Here is an 18,681-nt window from a genome sequence, read left to right on the forward strand (position 1 = left end):
GCGTCGCTCAGAGTTGACGCAGTGTGGCCAAGCGACGTTGGATTTGTTGCACCAAGTCGTTTTCCATGTCGCGGTAGAGCAAGCCTTCTTCAGACTCTTTGAACAAGGCACCGGTCTCGTTGAAGTTGATGTCGCGGTTGAGTTGAATTTCAGTGTCAGGAATCAACTCTTTGCCCTCTTGGGTGCGCAAGCGAAAGCGGTAGCGCAAGCGCAACTGGTATTCACGGATCGCGCCCGAGGAGGTGCGGCCCACCACCACTTTTTCGCGGACTTCGGCCAACTGATCGAAGATGACTTGCGCACGCTCAATCTGGCGAGGGTCGGTGATGACTTCCACTTGCCCCGATGACGCCAAGCTGCGGTGCAGTTTGACACCCAAAGGCGAGTTGACAGGCACGGTACTGAAGACCGTGCGAAAGGCGTAGTTGGGCGGCTGGCGCAACTCAAAGCCACAGCCAGTCAGCAGCACAGCAGCTCCAAGAGCCAGCAACAACGCAAAACGACGGGAGGTGGCTTTCATGTGCATTCCTTAGACCACCACATTGACCAAACGGCCGGGCACCACGATGACCTTCTTGGGCGCAGCACCGTTGGCTTGCTTGATGAAGGCTTCGGTGGCCAAGGCGGCTTGCTCGATGTCTTCTTTGGAGGCGTTGGCGCTCACGCGCACCGCACCGCGCAACTTGCCGTTGATTTGCAGCATCAACTCGATCTCGTCGCGCAACAAAGCCGACTCGTCCACCTCGGGCCACGGTGCGTCAATTAAGGGACCGTATTTTTTGTCGTAATGAAGTTCATCCCATAACTGGCATGCGATATGCGGGCAAGCTGGATAGAGACATCTCAACAAAATACCAAAAGCTTCGGCAGCTACAGATGCGATTTTTTCATCGCGCATTTCATAGCCCTTGCCGTCCTCCACCAATAAACCGAGCTTCGCCCCTTCGATGAGGTTCAACATCTTCATGCAACCTGAAACCACAGTGTTGTATTGCATCCGCTCATAGTCGTATGCCACCTGCTTGAGTACCAAATGCAGGTCTCTTCGAAAGTCCGCCAAGTTTCGACCCAGGTCCTTTAAATCCGCGGGTTTTTCAAGGCCATAGGCGATGCTATCGCTCGCATCAGAGGCTGCGAGCCATACACGACGCAAGAAGCGGTAGCTGCCCTCCACCGCCGCGTCGTTCCACTCCAAGGTGGCCTCGGGTGGCGCGGTGAACATGGTGTACAGGCGCGCGGTGTCGGCACCGTATTTTTCAATCAGGTCTTGCGGGTCCACACCGTTGTTCTTGGACTTGGACATGGTGCCCACGCCCTCGTAGTCGATGGGGGTGCCCACGGGCAGCTTGCCATCGCTGCTATCAGCCTCGTTCTTGAGCTTGGCGCCCACCACTTTGCCTGCGTCATCGAGCACATGCTCCACATCATGCGGCCAGAAGTAGTCTTTGCCGCCTTTGGCGGTGCGGCGCGAGTAGATGTGGTTGAGCACCATGCCCTGCGTGAGCAGCTTGGTGAAGGGTTCGTCCACCGTGACGAGCCCCATGTCGCGCATGACCTTGGTCCAAAAGCGCGCATAGAGCAGGTGCAAGATGGCATGCTCAATGCCGCCGATGTACTGGTCCATGCCGCTGCCACCGGTGGCTTGGTGGGCATCGCGCATCCAGTATCGGGTGCCTTCGGCCACCATCTGCTCAGAATTGGTCGGGTCGCAATAGCGCATGAAGTACCAAGACGAGTCCACGAAGGTGTCCATGGTGTCGGTCTCGCGACGCGCAGGCTTGCCGCACACGGGGCAAGTCACCCCTGCGTGGAAGCCTTCGTGTGTGTGCAAGGGGTTGCCAGAACCGTCAGGAATGCAGTCTTGCGGCAACACCACCGGCAGGTCTTTTTCGGGCACCGGCACCGCACCGTGTTCGTCACAGTGGATGATGGGAATCGGGGTGCCCCAGTAGCGCTGGCGGCTCACGCCCCAGTCGCGCAAACGCCAGGTGGTCTTTTTCTCGCCCAGGCCAATGGCGGCCAACAACTCGGCGACTTTGGTCACCGCGTCTTTGAATCGCAGGCCGTCGAGTTCGCCAGAGTTCACGCACACACCGACTTTGGTGGCATACCACTCTTGCCAAGTTTTGGCATCGAACGCCAAGGAAGCGGCATCGGCGGGTGCGGCCGCGTCAAGGCCAACCACCTGCCGAATGGGCAAGTCGTATTTCAAGGCAAATGCAAAGTCACGCTCGTCATGCGCGGGCACGCCCATCACGGCACCGTCGCCATACGACATGAGCACATAGTTGCCCACCCACACTTCGACTTGCGCGCCGGTCAAGGGGTGCGTGACGAACAAGCCCGTGGCCATGCCCTTCTTTTCTTGGGTGGCCAGTTCAGCTTCGGTGGTGCCACCGGTTTTGCATTCTTCAAGGAATGCGGCCAAGGCAGGGTTAGATGCAGCCGCATGCAGCGCCAGCGGGTGCTCGGCAGCCACGGCACAAAACGTCACGCCCATGATGGTGTCGGCGCGGGTGGTGAACACGTACATGCGGCCATCGCCAATCAAGGCACCATCCGCACCTTGGATGCTGTGGGTGAATGCAAAGCGCACGCCTTCGGATTTGCCAATCCAGTTTTCCTGCATCAGGCGCACTTTGTCGGGCCAGCCGTTGAGGGTGGCTTTGTCGTTGCCAATTTGCACATGCGCCAGCAGCTCGGGGGCGTACTGGGTGATGTTGAAGTAGTAGCCCGGGATTTCGCGCTTTTCGACCACCGCACCGGTACGCCAGCCTTTGCCGTCAATGACCTGCTCGTTGGCCAGCACGGTTTGGTCTACCGGGTCCCAGTTGACCACTTGGGTCTTGCGGTAGGCGATGCCTTTTTCCAGCATCTTCAAAAACAGCCACTGGTTCCACTTGTAGTAGCTCGGGTCACAGGTGGCGACCTCGCGCGACCAATCGATGGCCAAGCCCATGGCCTGCATCTGCTGCTTCATGTAGGCGATGTTCTCGTAAGTCCACTTGGCCGGTGGCACGCCGTTTTTCAAAGCCGCGTTTTCAGCGGGCAAGCCAAACGCATCCCAGCCCATGGGCATCAAAACGTTCCAGCCCTTCATGCGCAGACTGCGCGTGAGCATGTCGTTGATGGTGTAGTTGCGCACATGGCCCATGTGCAGCTTGCCGCTGGGGTAGGGCAGCATGGAGCAGGCGTAGAACTTCTTTTTCAGCTGGCCTTGTGCGTCACGTGCGTTTTCGGTCACGCGGTAGGCATCACGTTGGGTCCAAGCGGTCTGAACGGCGCGTTCGACCTCGGTGTGGTTGTATTTGTCTTGCATGGAGTCGGTCTGAAAACCCCGCACGGGCACGGGGCGCATCGCCTGGGGAAAAGGCGGGAATGGTGTGATTTTAGGGCTTGGCTGCGGCGGGCTTGCGCTCGGCAACAAAGCCGATGCGATGCATGCCCGCCAGCTGTGCCAGGTCCATCACCTCGACCACTCGGCCATAAGGCACCTGGGCATCAGCCTGGAGTTGCACCTCGGGCAGTTGCGCTTGACCGGCTGCGCTGGACTGCGATGCACGGGCCGTCAGGGCCTGGGCCAGCGCATCCAGCGTGATTGGCTGACCGTCAAGAAACACCTGCGCCTGTGCGTCAATGCTCAAACGCACCACCTGTGCCGGTGCGCCTGCCGATGCGCCAGCGGCTTGGGGCAAGTCGAGCTTGAGGGCGCGCCCCAACAGCGGCGCGGTGAGGATGAAGATCACCAAGAGCACCATCATCACATCGACCAGTGGGGTGACGTTGATCTCACTCATGGGCGTTTGCCCGGGTGTGCGTTCAAAGCGACCGAAGGCCATTCAAAGCGTCCGCAAGTCGTAGGCAAAGCCTTCCAGCTCTTGCTCCACGCGGTTGATCACGCGACCCATGACGTTGAACGCCAACACCGCAGGCAAGGCAACGGCCAAACCAGCGGCCGTCATGATGAGGGCTTCGCCCACGGGGCCCGCCACCCCTTCCATCGTGAGTTGTGCGGCAACCGCCATGCCAGCCAAGGCGTGGTAGATGCCCCAGACAGTCCCGAGCAAGCCCACAAAGGGTGCCGTCGCCCCCACACTGGCCAGCAACACTTGGCCGGTTTGCAGACGGTGCAGCACCTGATGCAATGCATCGCGCAGCACACGGGTGCGTTGTGCCGACACCTCGGCTTGTGCGCCCAAGGTGCCGGGCATGCGCTGTTGCTGGGCTTGCGCCAGGGGCAGGAGCACGCGCTGGCGATCTAAGGCCGTGAGCGCCGCCAGAGCATGTGAAAAATCGGGGGCTTGCCAAAAGGCGGCTTTGGCAAGTGGCACATCAACGCTGACACAACGCAACAACCAGGCTTTGTAAACAATGACGCTCCAGCTCGCGACCGACATGGCCAGCAGCAGCAGCGTCAAGGTGACACTCAAGACATCGCCGTCCAAGGGCAACGACATGCCGCTCACCGCAGGTTCAAGACGTCGAACATGTCAAAGAGGCCTTTGCTTTGGTTCGCCAAAAAGCGCGCGGCACGCAGGCTGCCTTGGGCGTAGGTGGCGCGGCTCGAAGACTTGTGTGTCACTTCGATGCGCTCGCCGGTACCGGCAAACAAGACGGTGTGGTCGCCCACGATGTCACCCCCGCGAATGGTGGCAAAGCCAATGGTGGACGGATCACGTTCACCGGTGTGGCCGTAACGCTCATAGACAGCACAGTCTTTCAGATCACGCCCCAAGGCCTCGGCAATGACTTCGCCCATCTTCAGGGCGGTGCCGGAAGGTGCATCGACTTTGTGGCGATGGTGCGCTTCGATGATCTCGATGTCATAGCCAGTGGGCATGGCCTGTGCGGCCATTTGCAACAGCTTCAAAGTCACGTTCACACCCACGCTCATGTTGGGGGCCATCACGATGGCAATGTCTTGTGCCGCGGCAGCGATTTCGGCTTTTTGTGCGTCGGTGAAGCCTGTGGTGCCGATGACCAACTTCACACCTAATTCTCGGCAAACGGCCAGGTGCGCCAAAGTGCCCTCTGGGCGTGTGAAGTCGATCAAGACCTGGCTGTGTTGCAAGCCTGCACGCACATCGGCTTGAATGGTCACGCCACTGGCCTGACCCAAAAAGCCCGTGGCATCGTTGCCAATGCCTGGGCTAGATGGCACATCCAAGGCGCCACTGAGCTGCAAGTCGTCGGCTTGACGCACGGCCTCGATCAACATGTGCCCCATGCGGCCACTGGCTCCAGCAATGGCAATGTTCAAGGATGGGTTGGAATGAGCCATGGTTTATTGACTTTCAAGCGGGGGATAGCTGCCGATTCCTTTGGCGGGTGTCACAGCATTGGCGGCCGCAGGGGCGGCCTTGGGTGGGAATTTCGCCAACGCTTCATCGCTGGCAATCAAAGCAGGCGTCCTGGGCGTCGGTCGGCGGGTGTCTACCTTGGCGGCAAACTCTGCTTCGGTAGGCAGAGGGTCGCCTTCAATGCGGTCGAGCACATCACCACGGAAGAACACACTGAGGCGGCGTTGTTGTGACTCGGCGCCTTGGCGTCGGATGGTGAAGGCGTAGTCCCACCGGTCGGCATGGAAGAGGCTGGAGACCAACGGCGTTCCCAAGATGTCGCGCACGGCTTGTCGTGGCATGCCCATACGCAGCGCTTGCACTTGTTCACGCGAGACAAAGTTGCCCTGCACCACTTCTGGACGGTATGGCGTGACCCAACTCGAACAGGCAGACAACCCGAAGCCGACGAGAACAACAACAACGGCCCATGTTGCACGGCAGTTGATGCGCTGGGAGAGGGCTTTTCGACAGGACTCAAACATGGTGTGAAAGGCCGAAATGGGCAGTAAGGATATGATCAGTTCATTGTAGCGGGCAGCTATTGAACACGACTTGGAAACCCATCATGGCACACGCTGACGACCTCAAAAGCATTGGCCTCAAGGCCACTCTACCGCGACTGAAAGTTCTGGAACTGTTTCAACGCGGCACACAACGCCACATGACCGCCGAAGATGTGTACCGCCACATGCTGGCGCAAAACATCGACATTGGTTTAGCCACCGTCTACCGGGTGTTGCAGCAGTTTGAACAAGCCGGCATCCTCAAGCGCAGCCATTTTGAGAGTGAGCGTGCGGTGTACGAGCTCAACGAAGGCGAGCACCATGACCATTTGGTGTGCCTCGACTGTGGGCGGGTGGAAGAGTTTCACGATCCCGAGATCGAGGCCTTGCAAGTCAAAGTGGCCAAGAAGCAAGGTTTTGAGATTGCCGATCACGCGTTAAGTTTGTACGCGCATTGCCGCAAAAAAGCCTGTCCACATCGCCCAGCTGACAAAAATTCGATCAAGGGCTGATCGCTCAAGACTCCATGGCACGACGGTGGCGGGCAATGAACTCCTGGTAAGTGTCCACGCCACGCAATTGCAAAATCGAATTGCGCACGGCTGCCTCGACCAACACCGCGATGTTGCGGCCAGCGACCACTTGAATCACCACTTTGCGCACAGGCACTCCGAGCACATCCTGCGTGAGGGGCTCGTGAGGTAAGCGCTCGTAGTCACGCTCCAAGGTTTCCTTGCGCACCAAGTGCACGATGAGCTTGAGGCGCATTTTGCGACGCACCGCCGTCTCACCAAAAATGGCACGGATGTCGAGCAAGCCAATGCCACGCACTTCCAACAAGTTTTGTAACAACTCGGGGCAACGACCTTCAATGGTGGCTTGGTTGATGCGAAACAAATCCACGGCGTCATCGGCCACCAGACCATTGCCGCGTGAAATCAGCTCCAAGCCGAGTTCGCTTTTGCCCAGGCCAGACTCTCCGGTGATCATCACGCCCAAGCCCAAGATGTCCATGAAGACGCCATGCATGGACGTGCGATCGGCGAAGTGCTTGGACAAATAGGCCCGTAGCACGTCAATCACAAAGGCCGCCGACTCCCCGGTAGAAAACATGGGGATTTGTGCCCGCTCGCACATGGCCACCAACTCATCGGGGGCGGCCTGACCATCGGCCAACACCAGAAAAGGCGGTTCGAGTGTGACGATGCGTGACACTCGGCGCACGCAATCAGCCGACAAGCCTTTGGTGATGTAGGCGATTTCACGCTCGCCCAGAATTTGCACGCGGTAGGGATGGATGTAGTTGAGATACCCCACCAGATCTGCGCCTGATCGGGCAGCACGCACCGCCACTTCATCGAACCGACGCTCGGAAGCACTCAGGCCAGCGACCCACTCCCAGCGCAACTTGCCGCGAAACTCTTCAAATAAAACGTCAGCACTGATGACGGTTGGTTTCAAAACGACACCGCGTTCCAGGTAGAGATGATGCGGTGCAATTCGACCGCGTCATTGCAGGATTTGATGGTTTCGCGCAAGGCTGTGTCACTCAGCAGCTCGGCGATCTCAGACAAAATTTCCAGGTGCTTTTGGGTAGACGCCTCGGGCACCAACAAAAAAATGAGCAAGCTCACGGGCTGCTCATCGGGTGCATCAAAACCGATGGGTTGAGCCAGCTGAAACACAGCCGCCATGGGAGATTTGAGGCCTTTGATACGGCCATGCGGAATGGCCACCCCGTGGCCCAATCCGGTCGACCCCAAACGCTCGCGGGCAAACAGACTGTCCGCCACCAACGCGCGGTTCAGGCCATGCAAACCCTCAAACAAAAGCCCGGCCTCTTCAAAAGCGCGCTTTTTGCTGGTGACCTCCATGTTCACAAGCACTTGTGCAGGAGGCAAGATGGTGGCGAGTCGATTCATGATTCAGCGGCAGATTATGCACCTGCTGAAAACCCTGGGTGGAAATGAAAAAACCGCCAATGAAGTGGCGGTTTTTAATGCTTTAAGCCTAAGAACGTTTACATCAAGCGCTTAGGACTCTCATGGTGGTGGCTCTGCAAGCGGTCTTTGTGGCGCACGACTTGCCGGTCTAGCTTGTCGACCAATTCGTCCACGGCCGCATAGAGGTCTTCGTGTGCGCTTTCGGCAAACATGTCGTTGCCTTTGACGTGGATATTGCATTCGGCTTTCTGGCGGCCTTCTTTCTCTTTCTGGTTCTCAATGCTCAACAGCACCTTCACATCGACGACTTGGTCGAAATGTCGCGTGATTCGATCGAGCTTGCCGGTCACGTAACTGCGCAAGGCAGGGGTGATTTCAAGGTGGTGACCGCTGATCGTCAAATTCATAAGAGCCTCCTTTGGTGAATTGGCAGTTTCACTATGCCCTTGCATCTGCAAAAAGGCAATGGGGTTAGATCAAACCAAGCAAGAAAAGATGCCCCGTAAATACCCTAGGCATTGGTGAGCAATGCCATAATTGAAGCTCTTCAACAGCGGAGCAATCTCCTTGGAAACCTACCCTAGTTGGTAGCTTTCGAGTCTTTGAAGGCCTTTGGTGCCGCCCAGATTCGAAAGCTGCTGTATTTCACACCTTCGAACTCCGGTGCACACACACCACGCCTGCCATGCTCAATATTTTCACGCTGGCCAACGGCCGTCTCTTCCAGGAAGAGATCGAGTCGCTGGAAGAACTCTCTAAATTCCAACCGATCTGGGTGGACCTTGAAGCACCCACGCTGGAAGAAAAGCGCTGGATCAAGCAGTACTACGGTCTGTCCATTCCAGAAGACGCGATGGACGAGGACATTGAAGAGTCAGCCCGTTTTTACGAAGAAGACAACGGCGAGCTGCATATCCGCAGCGACTTTCTGATCGCCGACGAAGACGAGCCACGCACGGTGCGCGTGGCGTTCATCCTGAACCAAAACAACAACGCCTTGAAAAGCCGTGGCGTGCTGTTTTCCATTCACGACGAAGACGTTCCCGTGTTTCGCCTGCTGCGCATGCGCGCACGGCGCGCCCCCGGTTTGATCGAAGACGCCAAAGAGGTGTTGCTCAAATTGTTTGACGCCGATGCCGAGTACTCCGCCGATACGCTAGAGGGCATTTACGACCAGCTCGAAAAAGCAGGCAAGCTGGTGCTGGCAGAAGACGTGACCGACGTGTTGGCCGGCGAAGTGCTGGGAGCGATTGCGCGCCAGGAAGACTTGAATGGTCGTATCCGTCGCAACGTGATGGACACCCGCCGTGCGGTGAGCTTCATGATGCGTTCGCGCATGCTCAATGCCGAGCAATTTGAAGAGGCGCGGCAAATTTTGCGCGACATCGAGTCGCTGGACAACCACACCGCGTTCTTGTTCGACAAGATCAACTTCTTGATGGACGCCACGGTGGGTTTCATCAACATCAACCAGAACAAGATCATCAAGATCTTCTCGGTGGCCAGTGTGGCGCTGCTGCCGCCCACCTTGATTGCGAGCATTTACGGCATGAACTTCCAGTACATGCCCGAGCTCAACAAAACCTGGGGCTATCCGTTTGCCCTGGCCTTGATGGTGGCCAGCGCCTTGGTGCCCATGTGGTACTTCCGCAAGCGCGGTTGGCTCAAGTAACAGCCCGCACAGGCCAGCGGCGTAGCAAGCGGTCCAACACCGCCACGCTGTAACGGCTGGCGATGTTGCGAATGAAGTTGGGAAAGTCCACATGCGCAGCATCGTCGGCACGGTCTGAGATGGTGCGCACCGCCGCCATGGGCACGCCGTAGTCATGACACACCTGGGCCATGGCCGCACACTCCATCTCGACCGCCAGTGCCTCTGGCAAACGCTGCTGCAACTCCGCGCTCTCTGCACTGCGTGACACAAACCGATCGCCACTGACCACCAACCCCTGGTGGACACGCGCCTGCTCAAAGTCGAGATCGAGCCAATCAGCGCGCGGAAGGGTTTGCATCACATCCTGCAAAGCCAAAGGCGCCGCCATGCGCAAGGCATCACGCAAGTTTGGGTCAGCCGCAAAACGGGTCATGCCTGTCAATGGCACTTCATGACGGGGGAACAAAGGCGAGGCATCCATGTCGTGTTGAACAAAGCCATCAGCAACCACCACGTCCCCCACACGCACCTGAGGCGCCAAGCCGCCAGCAACCCCGGTAAAGACGATTTGCGTCACGCCAAAGCGCTCAATCAACACCGTCGTCGTGGTCGCTGCGGCCACCTTGCCAATGCGCGAGAGCACCGCCACCACGTCGTGGCCATGCCAGTGGCCAACCCAGAACTCGCGCCCAGCCACCACGATTTTTTGCTCGTCGGGCATGCGTGCCAGCACGCCCGCCAGCTCTTCGTGCATGGCGCTGACCAGAGCCACACGGCTCATGGGTGGTCGCGCAGCTCGCGGCGCAGCACTTTGCCCACGGGCGTTTTGGGCAGGTCGGAACGGAACTCGACCAAGCGAGGATGCTTGTAGTTGGTAAGGTTGTGTTTGCAGTGGTCACGCACCGCGGCCTCGGTCAAATCAGGATCGCTTCTGACCACCACCAACTTCACCGCCTCACCCGTGCGTTCATCGGGCACACCGATGACCGCACACTCCAACACGCCGGGCAAGCTGGCCACCACGTCTTCCACCTCATTGGGATAGACGTTGAAGCCACTGACCAGAATCATGTCCTTCTTGCGATCAACGATGCGGAAAAATCCTTGCTCGTCCATCACGCCGATATCGCCTGATTTGAAAAAACCATCAGGGGTCATGACCCGTGCAGTCTCATCCGGACGCTGCCAGTAACCGGCCATCACCTGTGGCCCACGAATGGCAATTTCACCCGGCTGGCCCAAGGGCACCTCGTGCCCATCGTCATCGATGATCTTCATCTCCGTATTGGGAATGGGCACCCCAATAGAGCCGGTGTAGGCCTGGCTGGTCACAGGGTTGCAACTGGCCGATGGGCTGGTCTCAGACAAGCCATAGCCTTCGCAAATCGGACATCCCGTTTTTTCAAGCCACAGCTTGGCCACCGCAGCTTGCACGGCCGTGCCACCGCCCAGCGACACCACCAAGTGCGACCAATCCACCTTGCCGAAATCGGCATGATGGGCCAGGGCATTGAACAAGGTGTTGACGGCCGGAAAAATGTGAAAGCGCTCTTTGGCCAACTCTTTGAGCACCGCCGGCAAATCGCGCGGGTTGGGAATCAAGATGGACCGCCCACCTATGCGCATGGTGAGCATCATGTTGAGGGTGAACGCAAAGATGTGATACAGCGGTAAAGCACACACAAACGTGGTTTGTTCGTGAGCAGGAATTCGCTTCAAAGCGGGGGAGTTCCAGGCCTCTGACTGCAACACGTTGGCAACCAAGTTGCGATGCAACAGCTCCGCCCCTTTAGACACACCGGTGGTACCACCGGTGTACTGCAAAACTGCCAAATCTTCGCTGTCGACCGACGGCAAAGTCAGGGTGCACGTCTCGCCCTTGCGCAAGGCGTCATTGAAACGCACCGCATGCGGCAAGTTGAAAGCAGGCACCATTTTCTTGACGCGACGCACCACATGGTTGACCACAAAACCTTTGAACCAACCCAGGCGGTCGCCCATGGCACACAGCACCACATGCTGGACCGGCGTTTTGGCCAACGCGCGCTCCAGTGTGGCTGCAAAGTTTTCCAAAATCACAATGACTTTGGCATCCGCATCTTTGAGCTGCGCTTCTAGTTCACGCGGCGTGTACAGGGGGTTGATGTTGACCACCACATAACCCGCACGCAACACAGCCGCCACCGCCAAGGGGTACTGCAACACATTGGGCAACATGATGGCCACACGATCGCCCGTCTGCAAACCCAAGCTTTGCAGATAGGCCGCAAACACTTGGCTGAGTCGATCCAACTCGGCGTATGTCAAATCACGGCCCATGAAGCTAAACGCAGTGCGGCCACCAAAACGCGCAAAACTGTCTTGCATCAACTCCACCAGCGTGCCGTAGGCGCTGGTGTCAACATCTGCGGGCACACCTTCTGGGTAGGCGTGCAACCATGGCCTTGAACGCATGCTCACTCGACCGCCTTGACCATGTCTTCGACGACCTTTTTGGCATCTCCAAACACCATCATGGTCTTGTCCATGTAGAACAACTCGTTGTCCAAACCTGCGTAACCCGATGCCATCGAACGCTTGTTCACGATCACCGTTTTGGCTTTGAACGCTTCCAAAATTGGCATGCCATAAATGGGGCTGCCCTTTTGCAGCGCAGCAGGGTTGACCACGTCGTTGGCACCCAACACGATGGCCACATCCACTTGGCCGAACTCACCGTTGATGTCTTCCATTTCAAACACTTGGTCGTAAGGCACCTCGGCCTCGGCCAACAGCACGTTCATGTGACCGGGCATGCGACCAGCCACCGGGTGGATCGCGTACTTCACGCTGATGCCTTTGTGCATCAGCTTCTCGGCCAACTCATTCACGGCATGCTGGGCACGTGCCACAGCCAAGCCATAGCCCGGCACGATCACCACCGTCTCGGCATTGGCCAAGATGTAGGCCGCGTCATCAGCGCTGCCGCTCTTGACAGGGCGCTGCTCTTGCGCACCCGCCACAGCGGTCGAGGCCTCAGCACCGAAACCGCCCAAGATCACGCTGAAGAACGAGCGGTTCATGGCCTTGCACATGATGTAGCTCAAGATGGCCCCTGAAGAGCCCACCAAAGAACCCGCAATGATCAACATGCTGTTGTTGAGCGAAAAACCAATCCCCGCCGCAGCCCAGCCCGAATAGCTGTTGAGCATGGACACCACCACCGGCATGTCCGCACCACCAATGGGGATGATGATGAGCACGCCCATCACAAACGACAGCGCCAGCATGGCAAAAAAAGCTGGCCAGCTCTCGGTGGCCACGAACAACAGTCCCAAACCCACGGTGGTCAAGCCCAACACCAAGTTCAGCAAATGTTGCCCTGAAAAGCTCACAGGTGCGCCCTGGAAGAGCCGGAACTTGTACTTGCCCGACAACTTGCCAAACGCGATCACCGATCCACTGAAGGTGATGGCACCAATGGCCGCCCCCAAGAACAGCTCCAAGCGGTTACCCGCTGGAATAGGAAAGCGTTGCACCATCTCTGTGATCACCAAACCAGCCGACGTTTGCGCACCCGTGACCAGCTCTTGCGGCGGTGGCGTGATGCCAAATGCCCAAGGCTCGGCCACAGCAGCCACGCCAATGAACACCGCCGCCAGACCGATCATGCTGTGCATGAAGGCCACCAGCTCAGGCATCTTGGTCATCTCGACGCGTTGTGCCATCAGCGTGCCAGCACCACCACCCATCACCAAGCCCAACAACACCCACGCCATACCCAAACCTGAGCCCGACAGCTTGATGATCAGCGCGGCGGTGGTCAGCACGGCAATCGTCATGCCGGTCATGCCAAACACGTTGCCACGGATCGAGGTGGTGGGATGGCTCAGACCTTTGAGTGCTTGGATGAAACACACACTGGCCACCAGATACATCAGGGTGACCAAATTCATGCTGACAAAACCCATGTTCAAAAGACCCTCGTTCATTTGGCGGCTCCTTCAGCGGCAGGCGCCTTTTTGTCTTTTTTCTTGAACATTTCCAACATGCGTCGCGTCACCATGAAGCCACCAAACACGTTGACAGCCGCCAGCGCCACCGCCAGCACGCCCATGGTTTTGCCCAGCGTGGTTTGGGTCATGGCGGCGGCCAACATGGCGCCCACGATGACGATGGCCGAGATGGCATTGGTCACCGCCATCAGCGGCGTGTGCAGCGCTGGGGTGACCGTCCACACCACGTGGTAGCCCACATAGATGGCCAACACAAAGATGATGAGGTTGATGAGGGTGGGGGAGACTGCGTCCATTTTTTATTTCCTCAAATTCATTTCTTCACCACCGCGCCATCGCGGGTCATCAAACAAGCGGCCACGATGTCATCTTCCAAATCGATGTGCAGCACACCTTCTTTGTTGATGATCAGCTTTAAAAAGTCCAGCACATTGCGGGCGTACAGCGCGCTTGAATCTGCCGCCACCAGAGCGGGCAAATTCGTTTCACCCACCAAAGTCACGCCGTGCTTGATCACGGTCTTGCCGGCCTCGGTCAACGGGCAATTGCCATCGGTGCCTTGGGCACCTTTGCCCGCTGCAATGTCGATGATCACCGAGCCTGGCTTCATGGCTTTCACCATGTCTTCAGTCACCAACACGGGCGCGGCGCGACCTGGGATCAACGCGGTGGTGATCACCACATCGGCTTGCGCCACGCGTTTGGCCACTTCCACTTTTTGGCGTTCCAGCCAGCTGGCAGGCATGGGGCGGGCATAGCCGCCCACACCTTCTGCGGCATCTTTTTCTTCCTGAGTTTCAAACGGCACGTCGATGAACTTGGCGCCGAGCGACTCCACCTGCTCTTTCACACTGGGACGCACATCGGTGGCTTCAATCACCGCGCCCAAACGTTTGGCCGTGGCAATGGCCTGCAAGCCCGCCACACCCACGCCCAAGATGACCACACGTGCCGCCTTCACCGTGCCTGCGGCGGTCATCAGCATGGGGAAAAAACGTTGGTACTTGTCGGCGGCCAGCATCACGGCCTTGTAACCGGCAATGTTGGCCTGAGAGGACAACACATCCATGCTCTGTGCGCGGGTGGTGCGGGGCGCCGCTTCCAGGGCAAAGCCTGTGGCACCCGCAAAAGCCAAGCGTTGCAAGCCTTGGGCATTGAAGGGCTCCAACATGCCCACCACGGTGCTGCCAGCCTTAATGAGCGAGGTTTCCGCCTCTGACGGCCCTCGCACTTTGAGCACCAAGTCGCAGCCCCACGCTGTCGAGGCATCGACCAGCTCGGCCCCCACGGCCGCATAGGCCACATCGGTCACGCTGGCCGCTACGCCGGCGCCCGATTGAATGCGCACCGTATGCCCCTGCGCCATGAGTTTTTTAGCCGTCTCGGGCGTAATCGCCACACGGGTTTCACCGGCCGTCGTTTCGACGGGCACGCCTATCAGCATGAGGAACTCCTAAAGCGCGTTGTGTTGTTGTCAGACTCTCGAAAGGTTACACCAGAAACACGGCCCCGCCGACGTGGGCTTACCCGAAAGATAATGTGAGCATGACTATCCGTTGGAAACCCAGTGTCACCGTGGCCGCCATCATCGAACGCGATGGACGCTACCTATTGATCGAAGAACACACGCCCGAAGGCCTGCGTTTGAACAACCCCGCCGGCCACCTCGACCCCGGTGAAGCGCCCGAAGCGGGCTGCGCACGCGAAGCGTTTGAAGAAACCACGCATCGGTTCACCCCCACCGAATTGGTGGGCATCTACATGTCACGCTTCCAACGCCCTGCACGCCAAGAACATGCCGCCGAAGACATCACCTACCTGCGCTTTGCCTACTGCGGTCTGTTGGGCGAGGTGGTGCCCGGCGCACAGCTCGACACAGGCATCGAGCGCACCCTGTGGATGACCCCCGAAGAAATTCGCGCCAACACACACCGCCTGCGCAGCCCGCTGGTGCTGCGCTGCATCGAAGACCACGCGCAAGGACAGCGCTTTCCACTGGCCACGGTCTACACCGACCCCAGCGTGGGCACCCGCGCGAAAGCATGAGCGGCATGATGAAAAAACAGCGCGTGGTAGTGGGTTTGAGTGGCGGCGTGGACTCTGCGGTCAGCGCCTACCTGCTCAAGCAACAAGGCCACGAAGTGGTCGGCATCTTCATGAAGAACTGGGAAGACGACGATGACAGCGAGTACTGCTCATCCAACGTCGACTTCGTGGACGCCGCCGCCGTGGCCGATGTGTTGGGCATTGAGATCGAGCACGTCAACTTCGCAGCTGAATACAAAGACCGCGTCTTCGCCGAATTCTTGCGTGAGTACCAGGGCGGGCGCACGCCCAACCCCGACATCTTGTGCAATGCCGAGATCAAATTCAAAGCCTTTTTGGATCATGCGTTTTCGGTAGGCGCCGACAAAATTGCCACCGGCCACTATGCTCGCGTACGTGAACTCAGCCTTCCCACAGGCAGCGAATTTCAATTGCTCAAGGGGCTCGACGCCAGCAAAGACCAAAGCTACTTTTTGCACCGTCTCAACCAGGCGCAGCTCTCCAAAACCTGGTTTCCCGTGGGTGAACTCCACAAAACCGAAGTACGCCGTATCGCCAGCGAGATTGGTTTGCCCAACGCCAAGAAAAAAGATTCCACGGGCATTTGCTTCATTGGCGAGCGTCCCTTCAGAGAGTTCCTCAACCGCTACATTGCCAACGCACCCGGGCCCATCAAAGACGAACGAGGTCGCAAGCTCGGCACCCACGTGGGCTTGAGCTTTTACACCTTGGGTCAACGCCAGGGCTTGGGCATTGGCGGTATCAAAGACAAAGGTGCTCAACGCGGCAGCGGTGAACATGCACCGTGGTTTGTGGCACGCAAAGACCTGGCCCACAACACCTTGTACGTGGTGCAAGGCCACGACCATCCGTGGTTGTTGTCAGGACAGCTCACTGCCGATGACTTGAGCTGGTGCGCACCCGCAGCGCCAGCCCCAGGACGCTACGCGGCCAAAACACGCTACCGCCAAAGCGACGCGCCATGCAGCTTGAGCTACAACGACAAAGGCGAGCTTGCGCTCGCCTTTGATGAACCTCAGTGGGCCGTCACACCCGGTCAATCCGCAGTGTTGTATGACGGCGATGTGTGTTTGGGCGGCGGGGTCATCGCCAGCGCTGCAGCACTGGACAACGCCCACACCTGAAATACCGCGGCTGACTGCTACTTACTTGGCAGCTTCAGCCTTTTTAGCGGCTTTCTTTTCTTTCGCCTCTACCTGCTTGGCTTCAGACTTGCCTTTGTGTTCGGCTTTGGCTGCAGAAGCAGGGGTGGCGGGTGTCGCGGGCATCACCGTTGGAGTAGCCGGTGTTGCAGGCATCGCAGGTGTTGGCGTGGCCGCAAAAGCAGCGGCAGAGAAAGCACCCACGATCAAAGAGGCAATCAGCTTGTTCATAAAGTTTCCTTCCGGTTGTTGAACATCTCCAGTGATCTGGAGTGCAACTACAACGAAAAGAAAGTGACGCCTGTTGACGCAAATATTTAATTATTTACGTCAACGCTTTGCAACACATCGCGTTGCGTCAGCCTCAATCCAGCTTGATGTTGGCATGCCGAATCGCTTGCCCCCACTTGGCAGAGTCCGACTTCAAAAACGCACTGAACTCAACAGGCGTCATCGACTTGAGCTCACCACCATACGAACGCCACTTGTCTGCCAGCACTTGGTTTTGCGTCGTCGCCTTTTGCATCGCTGCTGACAGCTTGTCCACGATTGCTGCGGGTGTGCCTGCCGGTGCAAACAAACCAATCCAAGCTGTCGGGGTGTAGTCGGGCAAACCGGCTTCTGCAAAGGTAGGCACATCTGGGAAATTGGGGTGGCGTGTTTTACCAGTCAACGCCAACACCTTGAGCTTGCCTGCACGCACATTGCCCAAGGCCACCGGCAAGGCATCAAACATCAGTTGCACCTGTCCGCCCACCAAATCGGTGTAAGGACTGCTGGTGTTGTAAGGCACGAACTTGATCTTGGTATTCGAGCCAGCACCAAACCACTCACCCGCCAAGTGCGAATAACTGCCAATGCCAGAGGTGGCCGCCGTCATGCTCTCAGGCTGAGCTTTCAACTGAGCCATCAATTCGCGCGCCGAGTTTTGTGTCACGCTGGGGTTGGCGATCAAGGCTGTATTGAGTAAACCCGCCAGACTGATGGGCACAAAGTCACGCTCTGCGTTGTAGGGCACCTTGCTGTAGAGGTGCGGCACCACCGACATCGACGAGGTCAAACCCATCACCAAGGTGTAGCCATCGGGAGCTGCTTTGGCCGCCGCTTCCATGCCAATCATGCTGGAAGCACCCGGGCGGTTTTCCACCACCACGGCCTGGCCCAAGACCTTGCTCAACTCCAACGCGATCTCGCGCGTGTTGGCGTCCGGGCCTGTGCCGATGGGCACGGGCGCAATGATGCGTATCGGCTTGCTGGGGTAGTCCTGCGCCTGCACAGCCGTCACCCCTAACAGGGCACAGCAGACAGCAACAAGGCGGGTATGACGGCTGATGAATGTCATGTGTAATTTCTCCAATATTCGCGTTGAAAGGCTTGATTTTTACAAAACACATCATAAAATGCATTCACTTTGTCAGATTATGATAATTTGATATGTTTTTTAGGTGTTTACCCGAGGATTCCATGACCCACAACCCGCTTCTCCAAGATCAAGGCGCTTTGGTCTTCAGCCACATGGGCTTTTATGTCAAAGACCTCGCGCGCATGACCCAGTTCTACACACAGGTCATGGGGTTCACCCAAACCGACCACGGCGACTTAGGCCCCGTGCAATTGGTATTCCTGAGCCGCGACCCGACCGAACACCACCAAGTCGTGCTGGCCACAGGACGGCCCGACAACCTCAACTTCAACCTCATCAACCAACTGTCCTTTCGGGTCCGTGACGTCGCCACCCTGCGCTCCGTGCGTGACCACGCGCTGCAAACAGAAGGCGTGCACGACATGCAATGCGCAACCCACGGCAATGCCGTCTCCATTTATTTCCGCGACCCAGAAGGCAACCGCATCGAGGTGTTCTTAGACACCCCCTGGTACTGCGAACAGCCGATGCGCGAAGTCATTGATTTGGACCAACCCGATGAAGCCATCATGGCGCGTGCCGAAGCCATTGCCAAAAGCCGTCCCAAGTTTCAAAGCCGTGCCACATGGCAAGCCGAGATGGCCCGCCGCATGGGCTATGTGAAGGATTGAG

The 18,681-nt window shown here is 57.9% G+C and carries 21 protein-coding genes; 5 read left to right on the top strand and 16 right to left on the bottom strand.

All coding sequences use genetic code 11. The features are described 5' to 3' along the window. Positions 1-7: 7 nt before the first annotated feature. The 6 genes from lptE to B9Z39_RS07740 all read right to left on the bottom strand — a co-directional run bounded on the left by lptE (position 8) and on the right by B9Z39_RS07740 (position 5,824). Entirely contained in the window at positions 8-520 is a 513-nt protein-coding gene (gene lptE / locus B9Z39_RS07715) for an LPS assembly lipoprotein LptE (RefSeq protein WP_100147400.1), read from the bottom strand. 9 nt (positions 521-529) lie between these two features. Next, a complete protein-coding gene (leuS, locus tag B9Z39_RS07720) occupies positions 530-3,319 on the bottom strand; it encodes a leucine--tRNA ligase (protein ID WP_108301489.1) in 2,790 nt (929 codons plus the stop codon). A gap of 70 nt (positions 3,320-3,389) precedes the next feature. Beyond that, entirely contained in the window at positions 3,390-3,839 is a 450-nt protein-coding gene (locus B9Z39_RS07725; RefSeq protein ID WP_108301279.1) for a biopolymer transporter ExbD, read from the bottom strand. After that, on the bottom strand, positions 3,840-4,457 hold the full coding sequence (locus B9Z39_RS07730; protein WP_108301490.1) for a MotA/TolQ/ExbB proton channel family protein: 618 nt from the start codon (positions 4,455-4,457) through the stop codon (positions 3,840-3,842). A gap of 5 nt (positions 4,458-4,462) precedes the next feature. Beyond that, positions 4,463-5,281: a 4-hydroxy-tetrahydrodipicolinate reductase gene (gene dapB / locus B9Z39_RS07735; RefSeq protein ID WP_100147348.1), complete on the bottom strand. Its 819-nt coding sequence runs from the start codon at positions 5,279-5,281 to the stop codon at positions 4,463-4,465. 3 nt (positions 5,282-5,284) lie between these two features. Further along, the gene (locus B9Z39_RS07740) at positions 5,285-5,824 is read right to left on the bottom strand and encodes an outer membrane protein assembly factor BamE (RefSeq protein WP_100147347.1); all 540 of its coding nucleotides are present in this window, start codon (positions 5,822-5,824) and stop codon (positions 5,285-5,287) included. Positions 5,825-5,907: 83 nt separating this feature from the next. On the opposite strand from B9Z39_RS07740, the gene fur reads away from it, so the two are divergent. Beyond that, positions 5,908-6,357: a ferric iron uptake transcriptional regulator gene (gene fur / locus B9Z39_RS07745; protein ID WP_100147346.1), complete on the top strand. Its 450-nt coding sequence runs from the start codon at positions 5,908-5,910 to the stop codon at positions 6,355-6,357. 4 nt (positions 6,358-6,361) lie between these two features. Here fur and hprK read toward each other — a convergent pair whose 3' ends face one another. The 3 genes from hprK to hpf form a co-directional block, all read right to left on the bottom strand. Then, positions 6,362-7,306: an HPr(Ser) kinase/phosphatase gene (gene hprK / locus B9Z39_RS07750; RefSeq protein ID WP_100147345.1), complete on the bottom strand. Its 945-nt coding sequence runs from the start codon at positions 7,304-7,306 to the stop codon at positions 6,362-6,364. Beyond that, complete coding sequence (locus B9Z39_RS07755) at positions 7,303-7,767, bottom strand: PTS sugar transporter subunit IIA (RefSeq protein WP_100147344.1); 465 nt, start codon at positions 7,765-7,767, stop codon at positions 7,303-7,305. The genes hprK and B9Z39_RS07755 overlap by 4 nt, the downstream gene beginning before the upstream one ends. Positions 7,768-7,865: 98 nt before the next feature. After that, a complete protein-coding gene (gene hpf, locus B9Z39_RS07760; RefSeq protein ID WP_100147343.1) occupies positions 7,866-8,195 on the bottom strand; it encodes a ribosome hibernation-promoting factor, HPF/YfiA family in 330 nt (109 codons plus the stop codon). A gap of 278 nt (positions 8,196-8,473) precedes the next feature. Between hpf and corA the strand changes: the two genes are divergently transcribed. Further along, a complete protein-coding gene (gene corA, locus B9Z39_RS07765; RefSeq protein ID WP_100147342.1) occupies positions 8,474-9,460 on the top strand; it encodes a magnesium/cobalt transporter CorA in 987 nt (328 codons plus the stop codon). On the opposite strand, the gene B9Z39_RS07770 is transcribed toward corA, so the two are convergent. From B9Z39_RS07770 to B9Z39_RS07790, 5 genes are read right to left on the bottom strand one after another with little or no spacing between them, the layout of a single operon-like run. Continuing rightward, positions 9,453-10,223: a 5'-methylthioadenosine/adenosylhomocysteine nucleosidase gene (locus B9Z39_RS07770; protein WP_100147341.1), complete on the bottom strand. Its 771-nt coding sequence runs from the start codon at positions 10,221-10,223 to the stop codon at positions 9,453-9,455. The two genes, corA and B9Z39_RS07770, sit on opposite strands and share 8 nt — an antisense overlap. Further along, the gene (locus B9Z39_RS07775) at positions 10,220-11,896 is read right to left on the bottom strand and encodes a long-chain-fatty-acid--CoA ligase (protein WP_108301280.1); all 1,677 of its coding nucleotides are present in this window, start codon (positions 11,894-11,896) and stop codon (positions 10,220-10,222) included. The genes B9Z39_RS07770 and B9Z39_RS07775 overlap by 4 nt, the downstream gene beginning before the upstream one ends. A gap of 2 nt (positions 11,897-11,898) precedes the next feature. After that, positions 11,899-13,413 (bottom strand): NAD(P)(+) transhydrogenase (Re/Si-specific) subunit beta, encoded by a 1,515-nt coding sequence (locus B9Z39_RS07780; RefSeq protein ID WP_233248950.1) that lies wholly within the window; start codon positions 13,411-13,413, stop codon positions 11,899-11,901. Next, a complete protein-coding gene (locus tag B9Z39_RS07785) occupies positions 13,410-13,733 on the bottom strand; it encodes an NAD(P) transhydrogenase subunit alpha (RefSeq protein ID WP_100147338.1) in 324 nt (107 codons plus the stop codon). The genes B9Z39_RS07780 and B9Z39_RS07785 overlap by 4 nt, the downstream gene beginning before the upstream one ends. 17 nt (positions 13,734-13,750) lie before the next feature. Beyond that, entirely contained in the window at positions 13,751-14,881 is a 1,131-nt protein-coding gene (locus B9Z39_RS07790; protein ID WP_108301282.1) for a Re/Si-specific NAD(P)(+) transhydrogenase subunit alpha, read from the bottom strand. 101 nt (positions 14,882-14,982) lie between these two features. On the opposite strand from B9Z39_RS07790, the gene B9Z39_RS07795 reads away from it, so the two are divergent. Next, positions 14,983-15,483 (top strand): NUDIX hydrolase, encoded by a 501-nt coding sequence (locus B9Z39_RS07795; protein ID WP_100147336.1) that lies wholly within the window; start codon positions 14,983-14,985, stop codon positions 15,481-15,483. An 8-nt stretch (positions 15,484-15,491) separates the two neighbouring features. Continuing rightward, positions 15,492-16,628, top strand: coding sequence for a tRNA 2-thiouridine(34) synthase MnmA (mnmA, locus tag B9Z39_RS07800; RefSeq protein ID WP_108301491.1), 1,137 nt, complete (start codon positions 15,492-15,494; stop codon positions 16,626-16,628). Between the two features lie 21 nt (positions 16,629-16,649). On the opposite strand, the gene B9Z39_RS07805 is transcribed toward mnmA, so the two are convergent. Together B9Z39_RS07805 and B9Z39_RS07810 are read right to left on the bottom strand one after the other, a co-directional pair. Then, positions 16,650-16,877 (bottom strand): hypothetical protein, encoded by a 228-nt coding sequence (locus B9Z39_RS07805; protein WP_108301283.1) that lies wholly within the window; start codon positions 16,875-16,877, stop codon positions 16,650-16,652. A 133-nt stretch (positions 16,878-17,010) separates the two neighbouring features. Continuing rightward, positions 17,011-17,988 (bottom strand): tripartite tricarboxylate transporter substrate binding protein, encoded by a 978-nt coding sequence (locus B9Z39_RS07810; protein ID WP_108301284.1) that lies wholly within the window; start codon positions 17,986-17,988, stop codon positions 17,011-17,013. A gap of 122 nt (positions 17,989-18,110) precedes the next feature. Between B9Z39_RS07810 and B9Z39_RS07815 the strand changes: the two genes are divergently transcribed. Continuing rightward, positions 18,111-18,680, top strand: a complete 570-nt coding sequence (locus B9Z39_RS07815; RefSeq protein ID WP_108301285.1) for a VOC family protein — start codon at positions 18,111-18,113, stop codon at positions 18,678-18,680. Position 18,681 lies beyond the last annotated feature (1 nt).

The sequence above is a fragment of the Limnohabitans sp. JirII-29 genome, from assembly GCF_003063395.1.
In the GTDB taxonomy this organism is placed as follows: domain Bacteria; phylum Pseudomonadota; class Gammaproteobacteria; order Burkholderiales; family Burkholderiaceae_C; genus Limnohabitans.